This is a genomic window from Caulobacter rhizosphaerae (genome assembly GCF_010977555.1).
GTDB lineage: Bacteria > Pseudomonadota > Alphaproteobacteria > Caulobacterales > Caulobacteraceae > Caulobacter > Caulobacter rhizosphaerae.
The window spans coordinates 4,375,934-4,398,958 of the sequence record NZ_CP048815.1 but is presented as its reverse complement, the minus strand read 5'-3'; the positions used below and the strand labels follow the sequence as shown (position 1 = coordinate 4,398,958).

27 protein-coding genes are annotated in these 23,025 nt (G+C 69.1%); 11 read left to right on the top strand and 16 right to left on the bottom strand.

Annotation, left to right across the window (positions count from 1 at the left end; translation table 11 throughout):
* Nucleotides 1-18: 18 nt before the first annotated feature.
* The 4 genes from G3M57_RS20040 (at nt 19) to G3M57_RS20025 (ending at nt 4,399) form a co-directional block, all read left to right on the top strand.
* A complete protein-coding gene (locus tag G3M57_RS20040; protein ID WP_163232594.1) occupies nt 19-2,856 on the top strand; it encodes a helicase C-terminal domain-containing protein in 2,838 nt (945 codons plus the stop codon).
* 71 nt (nt 2,857-2,927) lie between these two features.
* On the top strand, nt 2,928-3,413 hold the full coding sequence (locus tag G3M57_RS20035; RefSeq protein ID WP_163232592.1) for a hypothetical protein: 486 nt from the start codon (nt 2,928-2,930) through the stop codon (nt 3,411-3,413).
* A gap of 88 nt (nt 3,414-3,501) precedes the next feature.
* The gene (locus G3M57_RS20030) at nt 3,502-3,768 is read left to right on the top strand and encodes a helix-turn-helix domain-containing protein (protein ID WP_056761521.1); all 267 of its coding nucleotides are present in this window, start codon (nt 3,502-3,504) and stop codon (nt 3,766-3,768) included.
* Between the two features lie 76 nt (nt 3,769-3,844).
* Nucleotides 3,845-4,399, top strand: coding sequence for a sugar O-acetyltransferase (locus G3M57_RS20025; RefSeq protein WP_280115548.1), 555 nt, complete (start codon nt 3,845-3,847; stop codon nt 4,397-4,399).
* On the opposite strand, the gene G3M57_RS20020 is transcribed toward G3M57_RS20025, so the two are convergent.
* From G3M57_RS20020 to G3M57_RS20010, 3 genes are all read right to left on the bottom strand, one after another.
* Nucleotides 4,396-5,250, bottom strand: coding sequence for an AraC family transcriptional regulator (locus G3M57_RS20020; RefSeq protein ID WP_163232590.1), 855 nt, complete (start codon nt 5,248-5,250; stop codon nt 4,396-4,398). The genes G3M57_RS20025 and G3M57_RS20020 overlap by 4 nt on opposite strands.
* A gap of 72 nt (nt 5,251-5,322) precedes the next feature.
* Nucleotides 5,323-6,072 (bottom strand): DNA polymerase III subunit epsilon, encoded by a 750-nt coding sequence (locus G3M57_RS20015; protein WP_163232588.1) that lies wholly within the window; start codon nt 6,070-6,072, stop codon nt 5,323-5,325.
* A gap of 60 nt (nt 6,073-6,132) precedes the next feature.
* On the bottom strand, nt 6,133-8,553 hold the full coding sequence (locus G3M57_RS20010) for an ATP-dependent helicase (protein WP_163232586.1): 2,421 nt from the start codon (nt 8,551-8,553) through the stop codon (nt 6,133-6,135).
* A gap of 125 nt (nt 8,554-8,678) precedes the next feature.
* On the opposite strand from G3M57_RS20010, the gene G3M57_RS20005 reads away from it, so the two are divergent.
* Together G3M57_RS20005 and G3M57_RS20000 are read left to right on the top strand one after the other, a co-directional pair.
* A complete protein-coding gene (locus tag G3M57_RS20005; RefSeq protein WP_056761532.1) occupies nt 8,679-8,879 on the top strand; it encodes a hypothetical protein in 201 nt (66 codons plus the stop codon).
* A gap of 23 nt (nt 8,880-8,902) precedes the next feature.
* The gene (locus G3M57_RS20000) at nt 8,903-9,139 is read left to right on the top strand and encodes a hypothetical protein (RefSeq protein ID WP_163232584.1); all 237 of its coding nucleotides are present in this window, start codon (nt 8,903-8,905) and stop codon (nt 9,137-9,139) included.
* A 158-nt stretch (nt 9,140-9,297) separates the two neighbouring features.
* On the opposite strand, the gene G3M57_RS19995 is transcribed toward G3M57_RS20000, so the two are convergent.
* Nucleotides 9,298-9,525, bottom strand: coding sequence for a ribbon-helix-helix domain-containing protein (locus G3M57_RS19995; RefSeq protein ID WP_056761537.1), 228 nt, complete (start codon nt 9,523-9,525; stop codon nt 9,298-9,300).
* Nucleotides 9,526-9,642: 117 nt separating this feature from the next.
* Between G3M57_RS19995 and G3M57_RS19990 the strand changes: the two genes are divergently transcribed.
* Together G3M57_RS19990 and modA are read left to right on the top strand one after the other, a co-directional pair.
* Complete coding sequence (locus G3M57_RS19990) at nt 9,643-10,413, top strand: Coq4 family protein (protein ID WP_056761539.1); 771 nt, start codon at nt 9,643-9,645, stop codon at nt 10,411-10,413.
* Nucleotides 10,414-10,504: 91 nt separating this feature from the next.
* Nucleotides 10,505-11,266, top strand: coding sequence for a molybdate ABC transporter substrate-binding protein (modA, locus tag G3M57_RS19985; protein WP_163232582.1), 762 nt, complete (start codon nt 10,505-10,507; stop codon nt 11,264-11,266).
* Between the two features lie 67 nt (nt 11,267-11,333).
* On the opposite strand, the gene G3M57_RS19980 is transcribed toward modA, so the two are convergent.
* On the bottom strand, nt 11,334-12,395 hold the full coding sequence (locus G3M57_RS19980) for a LysR substrate-binding domain-containing protein (RefSeq protein WP_188916245.1): 1,062 nt from the start codon (nt 12,393-12,395) through the stop codon (nt 11,334-11,336).
* A gap of 92 nt (nt 12,396-12,487) precedes the next feature.
* Here G3M57_RS19980 and G3M57_RS19975 point away from each other — a divergent pair, with 92 nt between their 5' ends.
* Entirely contained in the window at nt 12,488-12,661 is a 174-nt protein-coding gene (locus tag G3M57_RS19975) for a hypothetical protein (protein WP_156402378.1), read from the top strand.
* A 58-nt stretch (nt 12,662-12,719) separates the two neighbouring features.
* Here the strand turns inward: G3M57_RS19975 and G3M57_RS19970 are convergent, their stop codons facing one another.
* From G3M57_RS19970 to G3M57_RS19950, 5 genes are all read right to left on the bottom strand, one after another.
* The gene (locus G3M57_RS19970) at nt 12,720-13,142 is read right to left on the bottom strand and encodes a response regulator transcription factor (RefSeq protein ID WP_163232580.1); all 423 of its coding nucleotides are present in this window, start codon (nt 13,140-13,142) and stop codon (nt 12,720-12,722) included.
* Nucleotides 13,132-14,553 (bottom strand): PAS domain-containing hybrid sensor histidine kinase/response regulator, encoded by a 1,422-nt coding sequence (locus tag G3M57_RS19965; RefSeq protein WP_163232578.1) that lies wholly within the window; start codon nt 14,551-14,553, stop codon nt 13,132-13,134. The genes G3M57_RS19970 and G3M57_RS19965 overlap by 11 nt, the downstream gene beginning before the upstream one ends.
* The gene (locus G3M57_RS19960) at nt 14,526-16,322 is read right to left on the bottom strand and encodes a PAS domain S-box protein (protein WP_163232576.1); all 1,797 of its coding nucleotides are present in this window, start codon (nt 16,320-16,322) and stop codon (nt 14,526-14,528) included. Before G3M57_RS19960 ends, G3M57_RS19965 begins: the two co-directional genes overlap by 28 nt.
* Before the next feature lie 220 nt (nt 16,323-16,542).
* Nucleotides 16,543-16,719: a DUF4169 family protein gene (locus G3M57_RS19955; protein ID WP_163232574.1), complete on the bottom strand. Its 177-nt coding sequence runs from the start codon at nt 16,717-16,719 to the stop codon at nt 16,543-16,545.
* 3 nt (nt 16,720-16,722) lie between these two features.
* Nucleotides 16,723-17,736, bottom strand: a complete 1,014-nt coding sequence (locus tag G3M57_RS19950) for a DUF6807 family protein (RefSeq protein ID WP_163232572.1) — start codon at nt 17,734-17,736, stop codon at nt 16,723-16,725.
* A gap of 171 nt (nt 17,737-17,907) precedes the next feature.
* Between G3M57_RS19950 and G3M57_RS19945 the strand changes: the two genes are divergently transcribed.
* Together G3M57_RS19945 and G3M57_RS19940 are read left to right on the top strand one after the other, a co-directional pair.
* A complete protein-coding gene (locus tag G3M57_RS19945) occupies nt 17,908-18,144 on the top strand; it encodes a DUF2171 domain-containing protein (RefSeq protein ID WP_056761558.1) in 237 nt (78 codons plus the stop codon).
* Between the two features lie 76 nt (nt 18,145-18,220).
* Nucleotides 18,221-18,859: a glutathione S-transferase family protein gene (locus tag G3M57_RS19940; protein WP_163232570.1), complete on the top strand. Its 639-nt coding sequence runs from the start codon at nt 18,221-18,223 to the stop codon at nt 18,857-18,859.
* Nucleotides 18,860-18,985: 126 nt separating this feature from the next.
* Here G3M57_RS19940 and G3M57_RS19935 read toward each other — a convergent pair whose 3' ends face one another.
* The 6 genes from G3M57_RS19935 to G3M57_RS19910 form a co-directional block, all read right to left on the bottom strand.
* Complete coding sequence (locus tag G3M57_RS19935; RefSeq protein WP_163232568.1) at nt 18,986-19,576, bottom strand: CAP domain-containing protein; 591 nt, start codon at nt 19,574-19,576, stop codon at nt 18,986-18,988.
* Between the two features lie 95 nt (nt 19,577-19,671).
* On the bottom strand, nt 19,672-20,745 hold the full coding sequence (locus G3M57_RS19930; RefSeq protein WP_163232566.1) for a sensor histidine kinase: 1,074 nt from the start codon (nt 20,743-20,745) through the stop codon (nt 19,672-19,674).
* 73 nt (nt 20,746-20,818) lie between these two features.
* On the bottom strand, nt 20,819-21,004 hold the full coding sequence (locus tag G3M57_RS19925) for a hypothetical protein (RefSeq protein ID WP_056761569.1): 186 nt from the start codon (nt 21,002-21,004) through the stop codon (nt 20,819-20,821).
* 73 nt (nt 21,005-21,077) lie between these two features.
* Nucleotides 21,078-21,338 (bottom strand): hypothetical protein, encoded by a 261-nt coding sequence (locus G3M57_RS19920; RefSeq protein WP_028040288.1) that lies wholly within the window; start codon nt 21,336-21,338, stop codon nt 21,078-21,080.
* A gap of 10 nt (nt 21,339-21,348) precedes the next feature.
* Complete coding sequence (locus G3M57_RS19915) at nt 21,349-21,489, bottom strand: hypothetical protein (protein WP_163232564.1); 141 nt, start codon at nt 21,487-21,489, stop codon at nt 21,349-21,351.
* Between the two features lie 117 nt (nt 21,490-21,606).
* A complete protein-coding gene (locus G3M57_RS19910) occupies nt 21,607-22,809 on the bottom strand; it encodes a pyridoxal phosphate-dependent aminotransferase (RefSeq protein WP_056761572.1) in 1,203 nt (400 codons plus the stop codon).
* Nucleotides 22,810-23,025 lie beyond the last annotated feature (216 nt).

Here is a 23,025-nt window from a genome sequence, read left to right as displayed (position 1 = left end):
AACTGCTAACAAGGGGCCGTGAGCGCCCAGATTCCCACCCTCGATCTTGCCCCGGCCCTGGTGGTGCTGCCCGGGCCGCGGGCCGGCTATGCCGACGGGGCCACGGGCCGGTCGGGCGACGAAGGCGGCGGGCGGCCGCTGCGCACGCCCGACGCCCGCGACCTGTTCGAACACGGCCCTGTCCTGGTCGCCCACGCCTCCATGACCGCCAAGCGGCTGAACCTGCAGGCCCCGGCGCGCGGCCGCGGCGTGTTCGACGTGCTGGAGCTGTACGCCTTCACCCGCCCGGCCACCTTCTGCGCGCCGTCGGCGGTGGGGCTGGCCACCGCCCTGGGGCTGCCCGAGCCCAAGGGCGCCCCCGCCCAGGCCCAGACCCTGCGCGACGCGGCCGGCGCCCTGTTGCACGAACTGGCGATGACGCCCAGGCCGTCGCGCGAGGAGGCCCTGGCGGTCGCCGAGACCCTGGCCCGGGCCGGCTGGGCCTGGGGGCCGGCGGTGGTCGGCGCCCTGCGCTCGGCCCCGGTCGGCAACCAGTTCCGCAGCTCCGGCCTCGACGTCTGGGCTCGCGCGGTGGAGTGGGAAGACCAGGCGCCGCCCGGTGAGCCCGGCTCGCGCCCGGTCGATCCCGAACGCGCCAGCGAACGTCTCCGCGAGCTGCTGCAGCGCTCGGGCCTAGACGAGGCGCGCGAGGCCCAGGACACCTTCGCCCGCGAGGCGGCCTACGCCTTCGCCCCGCGCGAGCGCGAGGGCGAGCCGCAGATGATGCTGGCCGAGGCCGGCACCGGGGTCGGCAAGACCCTGGGCTATCTGGCGCCGGCCTCGGTGTGGGCCGAGATGAACGGACCCTCGGTGTGGATCAGCACCTATACCCGCGCCCTGCAGCGGCAGATCGAGCGCGAGAGCCATTCGATCTATCCCGACCCGCTGGTGCGGGCCCGCAAGGCGGTGGTCCGCAAGGGGCGCGAGAACTATCTGTGCCTGCTGAACTTCCAGGAACAGGTCAACACCGCCCAGCTGGGCAACGGTGACCTGATCGGCCTGGGCCTGGCGGCCCGCTGGGCGCGCGCCAGCCGCGACGGCGACATGACCGGCGGCGACTTCCCGGCCTGGCTGCCGACCCTGTTCGCCGTCGCGCCTTCGGTCCAGGCCGGCCCAGCCAACCTGGTCGATCGGCGCGGCGAGTGCATCCACGCCGGCTGCCAGCACTACCGCGTCTGCTTCATCGAGAAGGCCGTGCGGGCCAGCAAGCGCGCCGACATCGTGATCGCCAACCACGCCCTGGTGCTGAGCCAGGCGGCCTTCGACGGGGCCCGGGCGGCGCGCGGCCTGAAGGGCGACAACGAGACCACTTCGCTCAAGCGCATCGTCTTCGACGAAGGCCACCACCTGTTCGACGCCGCCGACAGCGCCTTCTCGGCCGCCCTGTCCGGGGCCGAGGCGGCCGAGCTGCGGCGCTGGCTGCGCGGACCCGAAGGCCGCGGCCGGCGGGGCCGAGGGCTGGAGGCCCGGCTTCTGGACATCATCGGCGAGCGCGAAGGCGCCCGCGGCGCCTTGAACGCCGCCCTGCACGCCGCCGCGGCCCTGCCCGGCGAAGGCTGGTCAGGCCGGATCGCGCCGCCCGACGGTCAGGTCAATCCGATCGGGCCTATTGAAACATACTTGGTCTCGGTGATTGAACAGCTGCGGGCTCGAGTCACCGACCGTCCCGGCGCGGCCGAGCAGGGCCTGCAATGCGCCGCCCGCCCGGCCATCGAGCTGGTGCGCGAGCGGGCCGGCGAGGCGGCCAAGGCCCTGGCGGCCATCGAGGCGCCCCTGCTGGCCCTGGCCCGCCATCTGGAGGACGTGCTCGACGAGGAGGCCGACACCCTGCCCACCTCGGAGCGGGCGCGGATCGAGGGCGCCCTTCGCGGCCTGGATCGCCGGGCGCGCATGACCCTGCCGGCCTGGCGCTCGATCCTCAAGGCCATCGACGAGGACGCCGAGGACGACCCGGAGTTCGTCGACTGGTTCGAGGCCACGTTCCTATACGGCCGGGTGGTCGACGCGGCCTGCCGTCGCCATTGGGTAGACCCGACCGAGCCGTTGCGCGCGGCGGTGCTGTCGCCCGCCCACGGCGTGCTGGTGACCAGCGCCACCCTGACCGACCCGGCCCTGGAGGACCCCTTCGCCCTGGCCGAGATGCGGACCGGCGCCGCCCGCCTGCCGCAAAGCCCCAAGGTGCTGCGCCTGGTCTCGCCGTTCGACTACGAGAAGAACGCCCGCGCCTTCGTGGTCACCGACGTCGGCAAGGATGATCCGCGCCAGGTGTCGGCGGCGATGCGCGAGCTGTTCCTGGCGGCCGGTGGCGGGGGCTTGGGCCTGTTCACCGCCATCCGCCGGTTGAAGGCCGTGCACGAGCGGATCGCCGCGCCCCTGGCCGACCAGGGCCTGGCGCTCTACGCCCAGCACGTCGACCCGCTGGAGGCCGGCGCACTGGTCGACATCTTCCGGGCCGAGGAGGACGCCTGCCTGCTGGGCACCGACGCCATCCGCGACGGCATCGACGTGCCGGGCCGCAGCTTGCGCCTGCTGGTCTTCGACCGCGTGCCCTGGCCCCGTCCCGACGTGTTGCACAAAGCCCGCCGGGCGCGGTTTGGCGGCAAGGGCTATGACGATTCGACCGCCCGCGCCCGCATCAGCCAGGCGTTCGGCCGTCTGATCCGCCGGGCCGACGACCGGGGGGTGTTCGTGATGCTGGACGCCGCCGCGCCGACGCGCCTGTTCTCCAGTTTGCCCGAGGGCGTGACGATCGAGCGGGTCAGCCTGGTGGAAGCCATCGAGGCGACCGCCGCATTTTTGTCGGAAGATCGTTCTTAATCAGCGCGATACCAAGTTTGGGTAGAGCGTCCGAAAAGGACGTGTTCGGTCGCGTTTCGGGGAAGTTGCTGTTGGCGTTGCGTAGAGGTTGGACGGTCCTGGCGGCCGTGGCGTTGTTGGGGATCGCGCCGGTCGCTCGGGCCGGTGAGTTCGTGCGCGCCGATTGCCGGTCGGTGGTCAGGCCGACCGACGCCATCCGCTTCGACACCGACGAGCACCTGCGCTGGTACAAGCGGTTCTGGACCGGGACCTGCGATCACCTGTCGTTCTGCTTCTCGGGCTCGCCGAACTGGAACGACATCGTCGGCAAGCTGTTGGCCAAGGGCGGTCCCGCCGAGCAGCCGACGTTGCTGCCCAAGGCCTGCCGGCTGGGCCAGCTGATCGGCCTGGAATGGGCCAGGGACAAGGACATCCAGAAGATCAGCACCAAGGACCTGAAGGTTTTCAACAGCATGCTCGAGGCGGCCGGCGACCCGCTGAAGGGCGTCGAGGCTGTCGACGCCAAGGCCCGGGCCATGGCCGGCCAGCCCAAGGTGCTCACGCCCAAAAAGCCCTGATAGAGTCGCCCCGCCGACGCAAAGGGGTCGAATTCCTGCAACGCAAAGCGCCTACACACCCGCTCGGGGCCAGTGCGAGGAGCGTTGCATGACCAGATCCCAGATCACCGCCGACATGGCCGTCGACGATCAGGCCGACCCCGGCCAGGTCCGTTCGGCCCGGGCCCTGGTGCAGGGCGTGCGCTGGCGCAGTGGTCTGTCTCAGGGCGAGTTCGCGCGGGCCTTCGGCATTCCGCCGGCCCAGCTGGCGGCGCTCGAACTGGGCCAGACCCGGCCGGACGCCGCCCTGACCGCCTATCTGCGGGTGATCGATCACGCGCCGGACATGGTGCGCGAGGCGCTGGAGCGGTTTTGAAGCGGCCGGACGCCCCTCAATTTGTCCCCAGGTCCCGCGTCTGGCATGGAGAGGGCGAGCAAGGAGTCTCCGCCTCGTGACCGACGTCCGCACCCACAAGCAGCGCATGCTGGCCGGCGACCTCTACAGTCCCGTCGATCCCGAGGTCATGGCCGATCACGAGGCGGCGGCGGCCTGGATGGGACGCTACAACGCCCTGGACCTGCCGCCGTCGGAACGTCACGCCCTGCTGCGCGAGTTGTTGGCGGAGGTCGGCGACCGCGTCAGCATCCGGCCGCCGTTCCACTGCGACTACGGCTACAACATCGCCATCGGCGAGGGCGTGTTCCTCAACTTCAACTGCGTGATCCTGGACGTCACCGCGGTGACCATCGGCGCGGCCACGACGATCGGGCCGCACGTTCAGATCTACACCGCCGAGCATCCGCGCGATCCGGTCGAGCGCCGGACGGGCATCGAATACGCCCGCCCGGTCAGCATCGGCGAGAACGTCTGGATCGGCGGCGGATCGATCATCCTGCCTGGCGTGACCATTGGCGACGACGCCATTGTCGGCGCCGGCAGCGTGGTCACCCGCGATGTGCCCCGGGGCGCGACGGTGGTGGGCAATCCGGCCCGGGTTCGCGGCTAGGCCTTCGCCTTCACCGGCAGCCAGATCTCCAGCCCGCCTTCGCCGGTGCGCGGATCAAACTCCGGGCCGTAGCGCTCGAACAGCGGCGCGTCGGCGGCGTCATAGGCCGAGGCCGGCAGCCAGACGGTCCAGATGGCCCGCATGGTCGCGCGGATCGTGGAAATGTGCTCGGCGTGGCGGAACACCGCGTAGCGTTGCGGCGGGATGCGCAGGGTGGAGAACCCGGCCGGCAGGTCGGAGAAGGCCGCCACCTCGACCCCGGCCAGATAGTCGAAGTCGCCGTGGTCGTCGGCATTGGCGCAGACGCCATAGGTGACGTACGCTTGGTCGCCGCCCACCTGGTTGGGGATGTGGCCCAGATGAGGGACCAGCCGTCGCCATTGGCTGGGAATACCGGCGCCGGCGTCGTTGCAGTCATAGTGCTGCTGGACGCCGGCGATCAGTAGCGGGCGGCCGTCTTCGAAGCGAGGCGGGGGCAGGTCGTTACGGGGCGTGCTGTCGAGCATGATGGGCTCCACCAGAGTCAGGTTGGCGATATCGCGCCTGGCCCGCACCTGCTCGGGCGTGACCCCGAACTGGTCGCGGAAGGCGCGGGTGAACGCTTCGTGCGAGCCGTAGCCGGCTTCCAGGGCCACCGACAGGATGTCGGGAGCCCCTTGCGCCAGCGCCCGCGCCGCCTCCGACAGCCGCCGCGCGCGCAGATAGCCGATCACCGGGCGACCGGTGGCGACCACGAAGGCGCGGGACATGTGGAAACGCGAAATCCCGCCGGCCTCGGCGATGTCGTCCAGGTCGAGAGGCTGGGCGAAATGGCCTTCTATGAACCAGATGGCTTTCTCGACAGGGTTCATGGGCGGGTCTCGCGACGAAGCATGCAGCAGGGATAGCGCGGGCTTCCAGCGGCTATTTGATCGCGATTGCCCTCAGAGCAAAGTCCGCTGCGCCGGTTCGTCGGCCGCCAGCTCCGCGGTCTCGCCTCGGCGGCGCAGTTCGGTTTCGGCGCTGAAGCGGAGGTTCGGGTCGCGATCCTGGGCGAAGGCCCGCAGCGTTTCGACGCCGAGGCGATTCCAGGGCTTGCCGCGTTCAGGACCGGCGGGCACGCGCGGCAGCAGGCCCGGCTCGCGGCTCCAGGCCAGAAGCTGCTCCAGCGGGGCTTCGTCGAGCATGTCGCGCAGATGATGGGCGGTGACGTAGGCGTCCGGCAGGGCCCGATGGGCCGGCAGGCCCAGCTCGCGGACCAGGCCTTCGGGCCTGCGCTGGTAGCGCAGCATCTGGTTGGAGAAGCTGGTCAGGTGCGGCCACAGCCGCAGAGCGCACTTCCACGTGCAGATCCAGGGCGCGCCGCCGGTGAACCTCGGCGTGCAGTAGCGCTGTTCGAAGGCGGCGCGGTGGGCGGCGAGGGCCTGGACGCCGCCTTCGGGCTTCAGGACCTCGCCCGCCACCGCCTTCCAGAACGGCGCACCAGCGACGTCGTCGTCGATGATGTGGTGCACCGCCATGGTTTCCGGGGTGATCGGGCGACCGGGATTGACCAGTCGGGATCCCCGGCCCTCGTCGACGCGCCAGCGGCCGTCCGGGCCCAGCGTGACATCCTGCCAGCCGATCTCGCAGACGTCATGCGGACCGTTTCCGGCGGTCTCCAGATCGATCACGCGGAGGCGGGAAGCAGCCATGCAGGGGAATATGGGCCCGGTCGCACGGTTAGGGGAGGGGCGAGGCCCTGCCCCTCCGCCTCAGGCCTTCTCCACGAAGCTGTCGATCACCTTCTTGTCGCCGGCCTTGTCGAACGACACGTTGAGCTTGTTGCCCTCGACGCCCGTCACCTTGCCGTAGCCGAACTTGACGTGGAACACCCGGTCGCCGCGCGTGTAGGCGCTGGCCGCCGAGCTGGCCGAGACCGCGACCAGCCGGCCTTCGCCCTCGATCGGCGCCGAGCGGGCGGCCGAGCCGCCGCTGCGCCAGGTGGCTCCGCGCTCGCTGAAGCCCCCTCTTTCGGAATGGGCCGTCCGTTCCTGGGCCCGCTTCCAGCCAGGGCTGTCATAGCTGCCGGCGGTGAAGGTGCTGGTCCCCGGATCGTCCCAGCGCGACGACACCGTCTGCTGCATGCCCGGTCCGCCGCCGTAATAGCCGGTCTCCGAGGCCGCATCGACGTGGGCCAGGGGCAGTTCGTCGACGAAGCGCGACGGCAGCTGGCTGGTCCAGCGGCCATAGACCTGGCGGTTGGCCACGAAGCTGATCCGCGCCTCCTCGCGGGCCCGGGTGATGCCGACATAGGCCAGGCGGCGCTCTTCCTCGAGGCCCTTCTCGCCCTTGTCGTCCATGCTGCGCTGGCTGGGGAACACGCCTTCCTCCCAGCCGGGCAGGAAGACCAGCGGGAACTCCAGACCCTTGGCCGAGTGCAGGGTCATGATCCAGACCGCGTCGTCGCCGGCGCCCTTGTCCAGGTCCATGACCAGCGACACGTGCTCCAGATAGCCTTCGAGCGTGTCGAAGGCGCTCATCGACTGGACCAGTTCCTTCAGGTTCTCCAGCCGCGTCTGGCTGGTGGGGCCCTTGTCGAGGCGCAGGGCGTCGGTATAGCCGCTCTCCTCCAGCACCGCCTCCATCACGCGCTGGTGCGGGGTGGTGGCGGCGAGAGCCCGCCAGCGGTCCAGGTCGCGCAGGAAGTTGCTCAGCGCCGTGCGGGTGCGGGCCGGCAGGTCGTCGCCGCCGATGATCACCCGGGCGGCGTCCACCGTCGAGATCCCCTCCAGCCGGGCGATCTGCAGCAGCTTCTGCACGGAGGTGTCGCCGATGCCGCGCTTGGGCGTGTTGACGATGCGCTCGAAAGCCAGGTCGTCGTCGGGCGACTGGATCAGGCGCAGATAGGCGTGGGCGTCGCGGATCTCGGCGCGTTCGAAGAACCTGGGGCCGCCGACCACCTTGTAGGGGATCTGCAGCATCACGAACCGCTCTTCGAAGGCGCGCATCTGGAACGAGGCCCGCACGAGGATGGCCATGTGGCTGTATTTGCGGCCAGCCCGCTTGGCCTTCTCGATCTCGTCGGCGACCATCCGGCTCTCGGCCTCGCCGTCCCAGACGCCGCTGACCTTGACCTTCTCGCCGCCCGAGGCCTCGGTCCACAGGGTCTTGCCCAGCCGGCTTTTATTGGCGTCGATCAGGCCCGAGGCGGCGGCCAGGATGTGCTCGGTGGAGCGGTAGTTGCGCTCCAGCTTGATGACCTTGGCGCCGGGGAAGTCGCGCTCGAAGCGCAGGATGTTGTCGACCTCCGCGCCCCGCCAGCCATAGATCGACTGGTCGTCGTCGCCCACGCAGCAGACGTTCTGGCGCCCTTGGGCCAGCAGGCGCAGCCACAGGTACTGGGCGACGTTGGTGTCCTGGTACTCGTCGACCATCACGTACTGGAAGCGCCGCTGAAAGTCGGCCAGCACGTCCGGATTGGCCGTGAAGATCGTGATGTTGTGCAGCAGCAGGTCGCCGAAGTCGCAGGCGTTGAGGATGCGCAGCCGCTCTTGGTACTGGCGATAGAGGGTGATCCCCCGGCCGTTGGCGAACTCGCCCGCTTCGCTCTGCGGCACGCGGTCGGGCGTCCAGCCGCGGTTCTTCCAGGTGTCGATCAGTCCGGCCAGGGCGCGCGGCGTCCAGCGCTTGGCGTCGATATCGGCGGCCTCGATCAACTGCTTGAGCAGTCGTTCCTGGTCGTCGGTGTCGATGATCGTGTAGCTGGATTTCAGCCCCACCAGCTCGGCGTGGCGGCGCAGGATCTGGGCCGCCACGGAGTGGAACGTGCCCAGCCAGCGCAGGCCCTCGGCCTCGTCGCCGATGATGTGGGTGATCCGCTCGCGCATCTCGCGCGCGGCCTTGTTGGTGAAGGTGACGACCAGCAGCTCCCACGGCCGGGCGCGGCCCGTCGCCAGGATGTGGGCCAGACGGGTGGTCAGCACGCGGGTCTTGCCGGTGCCGGCGCCGGCCAGCACCAGCACCGGGCCCTCGGTGGCCTCGACCGCCGCCCGCTGTTCGGGGTTCAGCCCCTCCAGATAGGTCCGCGCCGGACCCTCCGGCCCGCGCGGGCGGGCCAGGTCGGAGATGCGGGGGGCGGGAAGATCGCCGGGGAAGCCGTCGGAAGAAGGGGACGAGTCGAAGCCTTGGGACATGGAACATATGTAGCACAAAGATCGTCCGGCTTAAGCCCTTGCGCCGATCCGCCGCCCTCCCTGTCAGGAACTTCGCCCTTCACCTGCCGTTTGTTCGAATGGGGACGACAACACGGGAGACCAACGTGGCTGAAGAAACCAATACGAGCGGTGGCGGCGGGACCGGCATGGCGTTCATCATCGGGGCCCTGGTGGTCGTGGTGGCGGTGATCGCCTACTTCGTCTTCGCCGGCGGCGTGACCCAGAAGAAGCGGGTCGACATCAACGTGTCCGCCCCGCAGGTCGAGGCGCCCAAGGTTCCCGACGCGCCCAAGCCCGCCGGCTAGGGCCCGCCAACGAGGAGGACGCCATGGCGCGTCATCACGATATCAGGTTGCAGCACCTGGGGGTGGCCGGCTTGACCTTGCTGGGCGTGCTGCTGCTGATCGCCGCCCTGGTGGTCGGCGGCTGGCGTTCCGGCCTGCTGACCGTGCGGTCGGCCGACCTGTCGATGCGACTGCCGGACAGGCCTGCGCTGCCGTATCGATCGCCCGATCCCGCGCCCCTGCCGCTTCCCAAGCCGGGGCCGGGCGTCGAGCAGGGCTAGGTCTAGGGACGGTCGAAGATCTTTGGGCCGAATTCCTCGTCCTTCGACAGGCTCAGGATGAGGAATTCTACTCAGCCGCTCTGCAAGTCGGCCTCATCCTGAGCCTGTCGAAGGACGAGGCGAGCCTCCGGCGCTGAACGCCCAGCTGTCCACAGGTCCTAGATCGTCCCGGCCTTGCCCGCCTGGGCGCGTTGCAGGGCGAACACCCGGCAGGCCGAGGCCAGGGGGCGCTCGCCGCGTCCGGCGTCGATCCGCTGAATCAGGCCGGCGATGCTGATCTTGTCGGCCCCGGCCGCCGCCTGCAGCACGGCCCAGAATTCGGGCTCCAGGGCCAGGGAGGTCGCGTGGCCGGCCAGGTTGATCGAACGCTTCTTCAGACTGCCCATCTCGCCTGTCCCAATTGCCGTTTGGCTGTGCGCCAAGGTTCCCGCGCGGGTCTCTGAACCCTCTTGAATAAAAATGACGCCATGTCATCTTTATCGGGTCCAGCAGGAGCATGCCCCATGATCGCAGTCACGCAAGTGCTCGGTGGGCCAAAGCCTCGCGAACCGATGAGGCGGATGCGCGGCACGTTCAACCTGCAGCCTTTGCGGGCGCTGCGGGCCGTCCGGCGCCTGCTCGCCGACAAGGAGGATACCGCCCAGGTGTTCGAGATCATGCGGGCCTTGTCGGGCAAGGCGATCCCGAACGGCTACCGCCGGCTGCTGAGCACCCCCGAGGGCGGCCGCATCGCCTACGAGCGCGACGAGTTCGCCGAGCGGCTGTCGGATCCGGCGTGGCTGGAACAGTTCGGCCCCGGCACGGTCGGCGCCGCCTATCGTGACTTCATCGCCCCGCGTGGCCTGTCCGCCGCGGGCCTGGCCGAGGAAAGCCGCAAGGTTCGCGAGGGCGACGTCGACGCGGCCCATCCCCTGGCTTGGTACGCACGACGCATGCGCGACGTTCACGACGTCTGGCACGTGCTGACCGGCTACGGCACGGACGCGCTGGGCGAGGTCTGCGTGGTGGCCTTTTCCCACGCCCAGACCCGTAGCCTGGGCTTCGCGGTCATCGCCCTGGCCGGGGCGCGCCATCTGCAGAAGGCGGCGCCGGACCTGCCCTACGGCAAGGCGGTGCGCGAGGCCTGGCGCAACGGCCGGGCGGCCGCCTGGCTGCCGGCGGTCGACTATCCGGCCTTGTTCGCCTTGCCGCTGGACGAGGCGCGCCGGACCCTGAAGATCGCGCCCAACACCGCCTACCAGGGCATCCCGCCGCGGCGCCGCGACCGAGCCTAGCCACACATGAAAGGCGCCAAGGCTTGACCGTTCCCAGCGTTCGGTAGTTGAACTACATAACGCACCAGGCGTCCGTTTTTCGAGAGTTCGCATGATCACCCGCCGCTTCAAGCTGGTCGGCCTGGCCCTGTTCGGGGTCGCTTTCGCCCTGGCCGCGACGCCCGTCCTGGCCGCCGACACCAAGGTGGCGGTCGCCGCCAACTTCACCGAGCCGGCCAAGGCGATCGCCGCCGCCTTCAAGGCCAAGACCGGCCACACCGCCACGCTGAGCTTCGGCTCTTCGGGCCAGTTCTACACCCAGATGGCGCACGGAGCGCCGTACGAGGTGTTCCTGTCGGCCGATGCGGAACGACCCCTGAAGGCCGAGCAGGAGGGGCTGGCCGTCCCCGGCGCGCGGTTCACCTACGCCGTCGGTCGGCTGGTGCTGTATTCCCGGACGCCAGGCCTGGTCGACGGCAAGGGCGCGGTGCTGGCGTCGGACCGGTTCGCCAAGCTGGCCATCGCCGATCCCGCGGCCGCGCCCTATGGCGAGGCCGCGGTGGAGACGATGCGCAAGCTCAAGGTCTACGACGCCCTGGCGCCGAAGATCGTCCGGGGCGCCTCGATCACCCAGGCCTACCAGTATGTGGCCACCGGCAACGCCGAGCTGGGCTTCGTCGCCCTGTCGCAGGTGATCGACCAGCCGGGCGGATCACGCTGGCTGGTCCCGGCCGCTGACCACGCCCCGATCCAGCAGCAGGCCGTGCTGCTGCGGACAGGCGAGAAGAACCCCGCGGCCCGGGCGTTCCTGACCTTCCTGAAGTCCCCGGCCGCGATCGCCATCATCAGGCGCTACGGGTACGAGGTGCGCTAGGGTCTGTGGGCAGTTGACGGCCTTGGGCCGAATTCCTCGTCCTTCGACAAGCTCAGGATGAGGAATTCTACTCAACCGCCTTGCCAGTCGCCCTCATCCTGAGCTTGTCGAAGGACGAGGGCGGCGCCTCTACGCCGAACGCCCAACGGCCCACAGGACCTGGGGCGTCATAGAGCGGATTGGTCGGCGAAGCCGCTTCGCCTGCCACGCTCTTGCGTCGGCTATAGCGCGCAATCAGCGGATCGGCCGCGGCCTGGTCCAGGATCCAGTCGCGAAAGACGGCGATCTTGCGCACGCGGCGGCGTTCGGCCGGATAGGCCAGCCAGTAGCCGCCGCCGTAGTTGGCGGTAATGTCGAACGGCGCGACCAGCCGGCCCTGGGCAATCTCCTGGGCGAAGAAGATCGGCGAGCCCAGCGCGAAGCCCTGGTCGGCCAGGGCGGTAGCCACCTCCAGCGCCTGGGCGTCGGCCGACAGGCGCGGCGGGGCGCGATCGTCGCTGGCGTCGACGCCGGCCGCTTCGAACCAACGCACCCAGAAGTCAGGAGACCCGATCCGCGGGGCCCGCAAAAGGTCGGCCGGATTCGTCAGGCCGCCGGAGCGCGCCAGGACGGTGGGCGTGCACAGCACGGTCTGGACGGAGGGGACCAGCAGATGCGCCTCCATCCCCGGCCAGACGCCGCCCCCGGCCCGCAGGGCCAGGTCGAAGGGCTCGCGCTGCAGGTCGACCACCCGGCTGGAGGCGTCGAGCCGCACGGCGATGCGGGGGTGGGCGATCTGGAAGCCGCCCAGGCGCGGCGCCAGCCAGTGGCCGCCGATGCTCTGCACCGTGGTGATCGACAGCACGCCCTCCTCGGTGTCGACCAGGTCGGACACCGCCGTGCGCAGGACGCTCATCGCCTCGGTCGCCGCCCGCGACAGGCGCTCGCCCGCCGGGGTCAGGGTCACCTCGCGGGGCAGTCGCGTGAACAGCGGCTGGTCCAGGCGCTGCTCCAGCGCCTTCACCTGCCAGCTGACCGCGGCCTGGCTGACGCCCAGTTCGTCGGCGGCGCGGGTGAAACTCTTCAGGCGCGCGGCGGCCTCGAAGATGCGGATGGCGCTGAGCGGCAGGCTGGCGAGGATGTCAGGCATAAGTACGGCTTATGCTTACGCAAGGAAGCCGCGTTTGTCATCCCGGACGTGAAAGCCGATTTTCCACTCATGGAACGCCAGGAAGGGTGATCATGATGGACGAAGCGATCAAGACCCATAAGGAAACCACGTTCGGGTGGGTGCTGCTGGTCCAGGAGTGGATCGCCGCGCGCAGGGCCCGGCTGGCTCGTCTCGCCAGCGAGCAGGCGGCCCAGGCGGTGCGGGAGGCCCAGGCCAAGCCCCGGCGCCATCTCGCGCCACGCTAGAGCAGCAAAGTGGACGCGAAACGCTCGAGGCGCAGGTCCTCGCCAATCCGATCCCGCCTCAGAGCAGGATGCTCTCGTTCGCCGGCGTCGAAACAGGTCTTGGCCTCAGCAGCCGCGTCACGCGGGCGAGAAGCTGGGCGTCGGTGAAGGGCTTGGCCAGATAGTCGCGGGCGCCCAGGGTCAGCGCTTCCTTGATGTCGCCCGGCGCGTTGCGGGCTGTCAGCATCATGACGGGGATGTGCGCCACGCGCGGACTTTTCCTCAGGTGGCGAAGGACGCCGAAACCGTCGAGGCGCGGCATGTTGACGTCCAGAATGATGGCCGCAGGTTGCGTGCTGTGGATGCCGTCGAGCGCCTCCCAGCCGTCGCGGCCGAAGACGGTGTCGTAGCCGGCCAGACCCAACCTTGTGGTCAGCAGTTCCAGGACGCTGCGGTCATCCTCGGCGATGAAGATTCGTCTGGGTCGGGCTTCAGGCTGCATGGTCGACCGTTTCGAACTGCAGCGCGCGGTTGATCTCGTCGATCAGGGCGCGGGTTTCGAGCGGCTTGGCGACGACGCCGTCGAACACGCCGGGGGGCGCCTCCGTCGCGTCGGCGGAGAAGGCGATGATCGGAACATTGTCGTTGAGGCGGCCGCGACGAATGGCCCGCGCCGCGGCCACCCCGCCCATGCCCGGCATCCGCAGGTCCATCAGGATGACGTCGAACGGCTCGGCCTCCGCCCGGGCCACCGCCGCTTCGCCGTCGACGGCTTCGCTGGTTTCGGCGCCGAGGGCGTCCAGCACGGTGCGGACCAGGTCGCGGTTGACGGGATTGTCGTCGACCACCAGCACGCGGCAAGCGACGGGAAGGGCGGCCGCCTGGTTCGAGGCGCTGGCCAGGGCCGCAGGCTCGACCTCGCCGGCGGGCAGTTCGAACCAGAAGCGGCTGCCCCGGCCAAGGGCGCTCTCGGCGCCGATCTGGCCGCCCATGGCCTCGACCAGCCCCTTGCAGATGGCCAGGCCCAGGCCCGTGCCGCCATGTCGGCGCGTGGAGGAGCCGTCGATCTGCGAGAAGCGCCTGAAGAGCTGGTCCAGCCGATCGGCCGGAACGCCGCCGCCGGTGTCGCGGACCGAGATCAGCAGGCTCTTCGGGCCTCGGCGCCACGCGACCTCGACCGTGACCCCGCCGCGGTCGGTGAACTTGACGGCGTTGCCGATCAGGTTGAGCAACACCTGGCGCACCCGATCGGGCGCGATGAACAGGGCGGAGGGCAGGGTCTCTGCGCCGACGATGTCGAGCACGATCCCCTTTTCCTGGGCCTGGCAGGCGAAGAGGTCCAGCGCGTCCTCGACCAGGCGGCGGGGGTCGCAGACGGCGCTTCGAATCTCGACCTGGCCGGCTTCCAGCTTGGAGAAGTCGAGGATGTCGTTGACGGTCGACATCAGGGCCTGGCCGGCGTTGGCGACCCGGTCGACGAACCGCCGGGTGGTGGGTGACAGCTCGGGCTGGCCCTCGATCAGGCGCGAGAAGCCGAGCACGGCGGTCAGCGGCGTGCGCAGTTCATGGCTCATGTTCGACAGGAACTCGGACTTGACCGCGGCGGCGGCCTCGGCTTCGGCGCGGGCCTCCATCAGCGCCGCCTCCATCGCCTTGCGCGCGGTGATCTCGCGGGCGACGTCCTGGATGGCGACCAGCACGCCGGCTTCGTCGAAGGACAGCTTCGGCTGGCCTTCCAGCCAGATCCACCGACCGTCCTTGTGTTGCGCCCTGAACTCGTAGGGCTCCGAGATCGCGGAAGGACCGCGACCGATCAGGGCCGCATAGTAGTTGATCATGTGATCCCGGTCGTCGGGATGGGTCAGGTCGACGGCGCGCCGGCCGATCAGCTCCTCCGGCTCGCGGCCCAGCATGGTGCGACAGGCCGGCGAGATGAAGCAGATCTCCCGTCGGGATTGAAGGTGGCGATCATGTCGCTGGCGTTGTCGGCCAGCAGGCGATAGCGCGCCTCGTTCTCGGCGAGGGCGGCTTGGGCCTTGCGGTCTTCGGTGATGTCGCGAACCGTGCCCATCATGAACGCGGGCAGGCCGTCGGCGGCCTTGACGGTGATCGAGCTGCCCGAGACGCAGCGCTCCTCTCCGTCGGGGCGGATGATGCGGGTGGGCACGTTATGGTCGTCCTCGCCGGTGCGCAGGCGTTCGGCGATCCGCGCCAGCGTCCAGGCCCGGTCGCCGGGATGGAGCCGGTCGTTGAAGAGGTCGATTTCAGGCTGCTCGACATAGTCCAGGCCATAGATCTCGAACATCTTGCGCGAGACGTCGAGATGGCGCGTGCGCAGGTCGTATCGCCAATAACCTAGGCCGCCGATGTCTTCGGCGAGCAGCGCGCGCTGGGCCTGTTCGCGGGCGTCGTCACGCGCCGCGATCAGGTCCAGCTCCAGGGCCTTGCGGTCGGAGATGTCGCGGGAAACGCTGACGATCTCCTCGGGCGCGCCGGTTCCGTCCCGCACCAGCTGCAGGTTGGATTCGACCCAGACATAGTGGCCCAGCCTGTGCCGCGACCGGTGCTGGATCGTCTTGTGGTCCAGGCCCCGCGACATCTCGCCGAACACCGTCATGACCGCGTCCCGGTCGTCTGGATGCAGGACGCTGGGGACGGTCAGTCCTGCGGTCTCGGCCACGGTGTAGCCAAGCAGGCGCTGGATGGCCGGCGAGATGAACTTGCCGCGTCCCGAAAAGTCGTAGCAGGTGATGACGTCGCCCGCCCGTTCCGTGACGAGGCGGTAGCGCTGCTCGCTGCGGCGGAGGGTGTCGATCGTCCCGACCGCATCGGTGACATCCTGGAAGAGCCCGAAAACCGCTGTCGGCCGCCCCTGGTCGTCCTGTTCGCAGACGCCGCGGCTGACCACATGCCGCAAGGCGCCGTCCGCGCGAATGAGGCGAACCTGGAAGTCGAATCCTGTCCGCGTCTCGATGGTCGAGAGCACGTGACGCCGGACCAGTTCGCGATCCTCCGGATGGTAGAAGGCGACCGTGTCGTCGATATTGGGATCGAAGGTCTCCCGATCGACGCCGTAGATGGCGTACACCGCGTCCGACCAGGCGACGGCGCCGGTGGACAGGTCCAGACGCCAATGGCCAACGCCGGCCATGGTCTCGGCCATCTCGAGCAGGCGCTGCTTTTCGCGGGTCTCCCGGTGGGCCTTGGCCAGCTCGAATTCGTCAACCACGATCCGCGCCAGCAGCCTCAGCCGCTCCAGCGCCGCGTCGTCGGGCCGGGAACGTGGCCTGTGGTCGAGGACGCACAGCGTTCCCAGGTTATGGCCGTCCTTGGTGGTCAGGGCGGCGCCGGCGTAGAAACGCAGGTCGGGCGGGCCCGTGACCAGGGGATTGTTAATGAAGCGCGGGTCGGTCGAGGCGTCCTCGACCACCATGACGGCCTCGGGCCCCAGCTCTATGGCGTAACCGCAAAAGGCGTTGTCGCGCGGCGTTTCGGTGGCGTCGACGCCGACCCTGGCCTTGAACCACAGGCGTTGTTCGTCGACGAGGGAGACCACGGCGATCGGGGTGTCGAACAGGTTCGCGGCCAGGCCGGCCAACCGGTCGATCGCAGGGTCGGCCTGGGTGTCCAGGACGCCGAAGGACCGCAAGGCGTTCAGCCTGAGCGTCTCGCGATCGCCCATGTCTCTCCTCGTCCGTCGTTTTCCCGACTTTAGGGGGGTGACGCGGCGAAAAGGCTAACGCCGTGTGTGGCGGATCAGCGCAGGTTGAGCAGGCCTTGATGCTCGCCCCTTCGGAGGGCGTTCCCCTGGCCCAAGCGCGCCTTTGATCAGAAGCGGCCCGTGGATGAGCGAACTGGCCGGGAGCGGAGGTGTCGGGATCGCTCCGACCTGGCCGGCCGTCTCAGTCCTCGCGCTTGGCGCCGTCCAGGTCGCGCTGCAGCTTGTCGGCCCGCGCCGCGTCGAGGGTCTTGTCGGCCTTGGTGCGGCCGAACCGGGCGCGGTTCTCTGCCGCCTTGACCTTGGCGTCGGTCTTGGCCCTGGCCTTGCGGGCCTGGTTCAGGTTGAGGATCTCGGCCATCGCCTAGCTCTTCTTTTTCGATCCAGCGGGGGCGGGCGTCGCCGGCCGCAGGATCAGCGTCGATTGCAGGCGCAGGGTCTGGCCCTTCTTCAGCACGAACGGCGCCCGCCCGGGAAAGACGCAGTTCTGCATCGACAGTTCCCTGCGCAGGATCCAGCGGGTGATCGGCGCGCCGTTGGCCTTGCAGGCCAGGCCGACGGTCCAGGCCGGCGCGCCGCCGCCGGGCGTCCAGGCGAAGCCCATGGCCTTGCCGGCCTCGACCGGCCCGACGGCCGGGGTCACGGTCTTGCCGCCGGAGCCGAAATTCAGGCGGTCCGGCTTGATCAGCCGCACCGAAAAGCCGCCATAGCCCTTCTCGTCGTCGCTGCCGCCCAGGGCCAGGGTGTCGGACCGCGCGGTGATCACCGTGTCGAAGTCGATGCGCCGCGCGCCGGCCTTCAGCGGATAGACCCGCACCTTGGTGGTCTCGCGCGCCACATAGGCCACCTCGGGCGCCGAATTGACGATCCAGTCGGCGTTGACCACCAGGGTCCCGCCGCCGGCGCTGTCGCCCTTGAAGCGCTTCTCCCGGACATGGAAGGTCAGGCCCTTCATGAACCAGCCGTCGGCGACCGCCTTCCCGTCGACCAGCACCTGGTGCCAGCTCCAGAACGCGCCGCGCTGGTGCAGGTGGTCGGCAGGACGGTCCTCGGTCAGCACCGCGCCGTCGGGCGCCCAGATCGGGTGGACGTAGTTCAGCCGGCCCGCCTCGTGCGGATCGGCCGGGGCGGTGCGGTAGAACAGCACGCTCTTGCCGCCGTCGGTGAGGGTGACGCCGTCGGTGGCGAACACCGCATCGATCCGGGGCAGGGGGGAGACTGGCGCGGGCTCCGAAGGGGCAGGCGTCGCGGCCTCGGGAGAGCTTCCGGTCGCGGGCTGGGCGGCCGCGGGGGGGGCGGTCTCCGCCTGCGCGCCGGCCGTTCCCGCCGAGGCAAGGAGCCCCATCAGCGCGATCAGGGCGGCGAGCGATCGGATCATCGGTGTTTCCCCTGTGGCGGCCGGTCGAGTGATAGCCAGGAACGCGACATCCGCAAAGTCGCAACCTGGGCTAGAACATAAAGCGAACATCGGCTATCCGCAAGCCGTCTGGAAACTGCGCCGAGTCCTGGCCCGTTACCCTGCCGAACGTCCATCAACAGGAGGAACGTCATGATCAACGCTTCGCAAATCCGCGAACACCTGGAAGTGGTCGGCTCGGACGGCGGTCATGTCGGCCGGGTGGACCACGTGGTCGGCGGCGAGATCGAGCTGGCCAAGCTGGACCTGGGCGGCGGCCTCAAGCACCACCTGATCCCGATCACCTGGGTCGACCATGTCGACGACGACGGCGTGCACCTGAACCTGACCAAGGACGACGCCAAGGCGCGCTGGCGCGAAAAGCACTGATGTCCATCGCGGCGCGATTGACAGCTCCGCCGTGCTGACCGATCCCTCGCCCGCCAACGGGTGAGGGATCCTTCGCATGTACCAGCTCTATTACAGCCCCAGCACGGCCAGCCTGGCGGTGCACTGGATGCTGATCGAGATCGGCGCGCCCTTCGAGCTGGTCCTGACCGATATCGACGCGGGCGCCCAAAAGACTCCCGACTATCTGAAGCTCAATCCGGGCGGGGTGGTGCCCACCCTGATCGTCGACGGCGCGCCGGTGCTGGAGAGCACGGCGATCCTGATGCTGCTGGCCGAGCGCCACCTCGACAAGGGCCTGGCGCCGGCGCCCGGGGAACCGGAGCGCGCGGCCTATCTGCAGTGGATGGTCTATCTGGCCAACGCCCTGATGCCCAGCTTCCGGGCCTGGTACTATCCGCACGAGCCGGCCGGCGAGGCCCATGCCGAGGTCGCCCAGGCGGCGGCCCGGGCGCGGGTCGAGGCGGTCTGGGACAGGGTCGACGCCCAACTGGCGGCCAAGGGGCCCTTCATGCTGGGCGAGCGGCTGTCAGCGGTGGACTTCCTGGCGACCATGCTGATGCGCTGGTCGCGCAACCTGCCCCGGCAAGCCACGGCCTGGCCCAACATCGCCCGCTACCTGGCCCGGATGCGCGCCATGCCGTCGCTGCGCGAGGTCCACGCCCGCGAGGGGCTGACCGACTGGATCGACGGGTAGCGACGTGGTCCTCGTCCTTCGACAAGCTCAGGATGAGGACCATTCACAGGCCCAGCGTCTAGAAAACCTCATCCTGAGCTTGTGGAAGGACGAGGTTTTCGGTTCCACGAGGGAATGTCGCCGGCCTCAGCGCGGCGGCAGGGCTCCGGCGAAGTCGATTACGCACATGTAGCCGTAGGCGCGGTGTGGGCCGCAGGCCACGCCGGCCAGCTGATAGCTGGCGGCGAAGATGTTGCGGCGGTGGCCGCGACTGGGAACGCCGCTGTCGATGATCAGCTGGCGGACGACATCGCGCGGGTCTTCGGACCCATAGGAGATGTTCTCGGCGGAAAGGCCGGCCCAGACGCCCTGGCCGCGCAGCCTCTGGCCCAGGGAGCCGGTCGGGCCGTGGCCGACGTCGCCGCGTGGCCCCTGGGCCTGGGCGTGCTGGCGCGCCGCGGCGGCGATGCGCCGATCCGGCGCCAAGGGCGGCAGCGAGGTCTGGCGCTCCAGGAAGTCGATCGCCTCCTCGACGGCGGCGGGATCGTCGCTCCTGTTCAACTCGCGGCGCAGTTCGTCGGCGTATTCGACTGGGCGGGCGCGGGCGAAGTTGAGCTCGTCCAGGACGGCGTCATCGAGGCGGGCCGTCAGGGAGGCGGCTTCGGCGGCGGGCGCCAGGGCGAGGAACAGCAGGCCGGCGAACGCCGGAGCCAAGGCCATGCGGCCGGAAATGCGCATGCGCGCTCCCGAGAATCAGACGCCCCAGGCCTGACCTAGCACGCTCCGACCAAGCGTGCAGTCGCGCGGAATGTCGCGGCCTGAACCGCGCCGCCTCAGGCCGCGACCAGGGGCGAGGCCCCGACATGGGCGTGCCGGATCGTCACCGTCATGCCGCCTGTGGACGCCACCGTCATGTGACCGTCCAGTTGCTTGACCAGCGCGTCGACGATCACCGTGCCCAGGCCGCCGTTCCTGTCAGGGGCGGGTTCGGCGGCCTTGCCGACGCCGTTGTCGCAGACCGTCAGCGTCCAGGCCTGGCCGTCGCTGGCGAAGGTCACCGTGACGCGGGCGTCGTGCCTGAACACCGGGAACGCATACTTGACGGCGTTGATCAGCAGTTCGGTGACGATCAGGCCGATGCTGACGGCCTTGTCCGAACCGATCGCGCCGTGGTCGGCGACGACCTCCAGGACGATCGGCTGGCTGTCGCCGATCATCGAGGCGGCGAGGCTGGCGCATAATTTCGTCAGATAAGGGCCGACCTCGATCAGGTCGACACCGCCCGACGCGTGCAGGTGCGACTGCACCTCGGCCACGGAAATCACCCGCTGATGGGCGTCCTTCAGGTGAAAGCGGATTTCGTCGGAGGTGACGGCCCGGGCCTTGAGCATCAGGATGCTGGCGATGATCTGCAGGCTGTTGGCGACCCGGTGCTGCATTTCCTGCAACAGCACCTCCTTCTGGTTCAGCAGGTCGCGCGTGCGGGCGAGCAGGCTTTCCTTTTCGCGCTCGATCGCCCGGCGCGCCGTGATGTCGGTGAAGGCCAGCAGGATCGTCGAATTGGCGCTGGTCTCGTAGATCACCTTGCGGGCGTTCAGCAGCATGACCCGCCGACCCAGGCCGGGGAAATCGTGATTGACCTCGAAGCCGTTCATGGCCACCCGCTCGGGAATGATGGTTTCCAGCAGCTCGCGCAGGGCGGGGATGTCCCACTGCCCGTCGCCCAGGGCGTAGAGCAGGCAGCCCACCGTGTGCTCGGGGTCGACCTTGAAGGTCTCGTAGAACGACCGGCTGGCGGCCAGCACGGAAAACGCGGAGTCGAGCACCAGCAACGGCTCGTGGATGGTGTCCACGATCGCCTGGGCCAGCGTCTGTGCGTCTTCAATCCCGGGGATCGGACGCGGCATGGCGAATGGAATCCGATCCTAGACGCGAGATCGCGGACGGCGACGGATGGGCGCCGATAGCTGCACCTTAGGCCTATTTCAGGTCGAAGTCCTGAAGCGTCTGAGCGATGAACGCGTCTTGCCACAGGGCCTGTTGCGCCAGATAACGCCAGGTCTGGGCCATCGACAGCAGTTCCGTCGCGAGACTCCCCGCGTCGCATGCCCCAGCCTGTCGCTCCATTTCGCTGGCTCGCGCCAGGCAGTCCTTAGCGTTCCGCATGGGCCGATCCTTCAATCCCGTGCCTTGTGCCGCAGGTTACTAACCCGGCGCGGCGCACAAGGCTCCGCGAGGATCAGCGGCCGCCGCCGGTGATTTCCTTGATCAGCGCCTGGACCGGGGCCTTGCCGCCGGCGTTCCACACGGCCTTCAGATGCGCCAGGGTCTGCTCGGCGGCGCCCTCGAACTTCCACTCGCAGTCGACGATCTTGCAGTTCCTGAACACCGGAGCCTCGCCGCCGGCGAAGGTCAGGCGGCAGTCGCGGAACTCGCAGTCGGAGAAGTGCTCGCCGTCCAGAGACACGGTTTCGTGGTTGAAGCTCGTCGAACTGGGCATGCGCCGTCTTTCACTGATCGTCGGTTGGAGGCTTGGATGCGTTTTCCGCGGCCTTGGCGGCGGCCTTGTCGGCGGCCTTCTGGGCCGCCTTCTGGGCCTTCAGGCGCTCGCGTTCCTGGCGTTCGAAGTTGTAGTTCGGGGTGCGGGCCATGACGATCTCCTGGCCGCGGGACGCGGCAAAAAGGAGCCGTAGCGCGGTTCGCGGCCGACTTACAGCCGTCATCCTCGCCAAAAGGGCCAGAATGACGGCCAAAGCCGGGAAGAAAGGCTATTTCACGCTGGCGCAGAAGCGCTGGATACGCGCGCAGGCGTCCTCCAGCACGTCATTGCTGGTGGCGTAGCTGATGCGGAAGAACGGCGACAGGCCGAACGCCGCGCCGTGCACCACAGCCACGCCCTCGGCTTCCAGCAGTTCGCCGGCGAAGTCCTCGTCGGTCGCGATCACCTTGCCCGAAGGCGCGGTCTTGCCGATCAGGCCGGCGCAGGACGGATAGACGTAGAAAGCGCCCTCCGGGGTGGGACAATGCAGGCCCGTGGCTTGGTTCAGCATCGACACCACCAGGTCGCGGCGTTCCTGGAACAGCTTGGCGTTCGGCTTGATGAAGTCCTGCGGACCGTTCAGGGCCTCCAGCGCCGCCCATTGCGAGATCGAGCAGGGGTTGGAGGTCGTCTGGCTGATCATCTTGCCCATGGCCTTGATCAGCGCCTCGGGGCCGGCCGCGTAGCCGATCCGCCAGCCGGTCATCGAATAGCCCTTGGAAACGCCGTTCATCGTCAGGGTGCGGTCGTAGAGCTTGGGCTCGACCTGGGCGATGGTGGTGAACTCGAAGTCGTCGAACACCAGGTGCTCGTACATGTCGTCGGTCAGCACCCAGACCTGCGGGTGGCGCAGCAGGACGTCGGCGATGGCCTGCAGCTCGGCGCGGGTATAGGCGCCGCCCGACGGGTTGGACGGGCTGTTGATGATCAGCCACTTGGTCTTCGGCGTGATCGCCGCTTCCAGCGCCTGCGGCGTGATCTTGAAGCCGCTTTCGGCGGTGGTCTCGACCGACACCGGCGTGCCGCCGGCCAACAGGGTCATGTCGGGATACGACACCCAGTACGGCGCGGGGATGATCACCTCGTCGCCCGGGTTCAGGGTGGCGACGAAGGCGTTGTAGATCACCGGCTTGCCGCCCGGGGCGACGTGGACTTGGCTCGGCTTGTAGTCCAGGCCGTTCTCGCGCTTGAACTTGGCGCAGATGGCGGCCTTCAACTCGGGCATGCCGTCGGGATCGGTGTACTTGGTCTTGCCGGCCTTGATGGCGGCGATGGCGGCGTCCTTGATGTTGTCGGGGGTGTCGAAGTCCGGTTCGCCGGCGGAGAGGGCGATCACGTCCCGGCCGGCCGCTTTCAGGGCGCGCGCCTTGGCGCTGATCGCGATGGTGGCCGACGGGGCGATGCGCCGCAGGGCGGCGGACTCGAGCGACATGGTTCAGGACTCCCCTGGGAGGACGTGGACTCGAAAGACCGGTTTCAGGATTGCGGCGGTCTTTACGCCCGTGCTTGCCGCGGCGCAACGCAACAACGGCCCCACCGGGCGGGGTTCTTGCGCGGACGCGATAGGCACGGTACCGCTATCATCATTAAGACGAGAGCCGCCGCGTGAAAGGTGGCCCCGGGAGGAACGACCATATCGCCCGTCGAC

What these genes read in the sequence shown, in the direction of transcription:
- G3M57_RS20030 (WP_056761521.1), top strand. Translation starts at nt 3,502, where the DNA reads ATGACCAGATCCCAGATCACCGCCGACATGGCCGTCGACGATCAGGCC.
- G3M57_RS20020 (WP_163232590.1), bottom strand. Translation starts at nt 5,250, where the DNA reads ATGAACCCTGTCGAGAAAGCCATCTGGTTCATAGAAGGCCATTTCGCC.
- G3M57_RS20015 (WP_163232588.1), bottom strand. Translation starts at nt 6,072, where the DNA reads ATGGCTGCTTCCCGCCTCCGCGTGATCGATCTGGAGACCGCCGGAAAC.
- G3M57_RS20010 (WP_163232586.1), bottom strand. Translation starts at nt 8,553, where the DNA reads ATGTCCCAAGGCTTCGACTCGTCCCCTTCTTCCGACGGCTTCCCCGGC.
- G3M57_RS20000 (WP_163232584.1), top strand. Translation starts at nt 8,903, where the DNA reads ATGGCGCGTCATCACGATATCAGGTTGCAGCACCTGGGGGTGGCCGGC.
- G3M57_RS19995 (WP_056761537.1), bottom strand. Translation starts at nt 9,525, where the DNA reads ATGGGCAGTCTGAAGAAGCGTTCGATCAACCTGGCCGGCCACGCGACC.
- G3M57_RS19990 (WP_056761539.1), top strand. Translation starts at nt 9,643, where the DNA reads ATGATCGCAGTCACGCAAGTGCTCGGTGGGCCAAAGCCTCGCGAACCG.
- modA (WP_163232582.1), top strand. Translation starts at nt 10,505, where the DNA reads ATGATCACCCGCCGCTTCAAGCTGGTCGGCCTGGCCCTGTTCGGGGTC.
- G3M57_RS19980 (WP_188916245.1), bottom strand. Translation starts at nt 12,395, where the DNA reads ATGCCTGACATCCTCGCCAGCCTGCCGCTCAGCGCCATCCGCATCTTC.
- G3M57_RS19975 (WP_156402378.1), top strand. Translation starts at nt 12,488, where the DNA reads ATGATGGACGAAGCGATCAAGACCCATAAGGAAACCACGTTCGGGTGG.
- G3M57_RS19970 (WP_163232580.1), bottom strand. Translation starts at nt 13,142, where the DNA reads ATGCAGCCTGAAGCCCGACCCAGACGAATCTTCATCGCCGAGGATGAC.
- G3M57_RS19965 (WP_163232578.1), bottom strand. Translation starts at nt 14,553, where the DNA reads ATGCTGGGCCGCGAGCCGGAGGAGCTGATCGGCCGGCGCGCCGTCGAC.
- G3M57_RS19960 (WP_163232576.1), bottom strand. Translation starts at nt 16,322, where the DNA reads ATGGGCGATCGCGAGACGCTCAGGCTGAACGCCTTGCGGTCCTTCGGC.
- G3M57_RS19955 (WP_163232574.1), bottom strand. Translation starts at nt 16,719, where the DNA reads ATGGCCGAGATCCTCAACCTGAACCAGGCCCGCAAGGCCAGGGCCAAG.
- G3M57_RS19950 (WP_163232572.1), bottom strand. Translation starts at nt 17,736, where the DNA reads ATGATCCGATCGCTCGCCGCCCTGATCGCGCTGATGGGGCTCCTTGCC.
- G3M57_RS19945 (WP_056761558.1), top strand. Translation starts at nt 17,908, where the DNA reads ATGATCAACGCTTCGCAAATCCGCGAACACCTGGAAGTGGTCGGCTCG.
- G3M57_RS19940 (WP_163232570.1), top strand. Translation starts at nt 18,221, where the DNA reads ATGTACCAGCTCTATTACAGCCCCAGCACGGCCAGCCTGGCGGTGCAC.
- G3M57_RS19935 (WP_163232568.1), bottom strand. Translation starts at nt 19,576, where the DNA reads ATGCGCATTTCCGGCCGCATGGCCTTGGCTCCGGCGTTCGCCGGCCTG.
- G3M57_RS19930 (WP_163232566.1), bottom strand. Translation starts at nt 20,745, where the DNA reads ATGCCGCGTCCGATCCCCGGGATTGAAGACGCACAGACGCTGGCCCAG.
- G3M57_RS19925 (WP_056761569.1), bottom strand. Translation starts at nt 21,004, where the DNA reads ATGCGGAACGCTAAGGACTGCCTGGCGCGAGCCAGCGAAATGGAGCGA.
- G3M57_RS19920 (WP_028040288.1), bottom strand. Translation starts at nt 21,338, where the DNA reads ATGCCCAGTTCGACGAGCTTCAACCACGAAACCGTGTCTCTGGACGGC.
- G3M57_RS19915 (WP_163232564.1), bottom strand. Translation starts at nt 21,489, where the DNA reads ATGGCCCGCACCCCGAACTACAACTTCGAACGCCAGGAACGCGAGCGC.
- G3M57_RS19910 (WP_056761572.1), bottom strand. Translation starts at nt 22,809, where the DNA reads ATGTCGCTCGAGTCCGCCGCCCTGCGGCGCATCGCCCCGTCGGCCACC.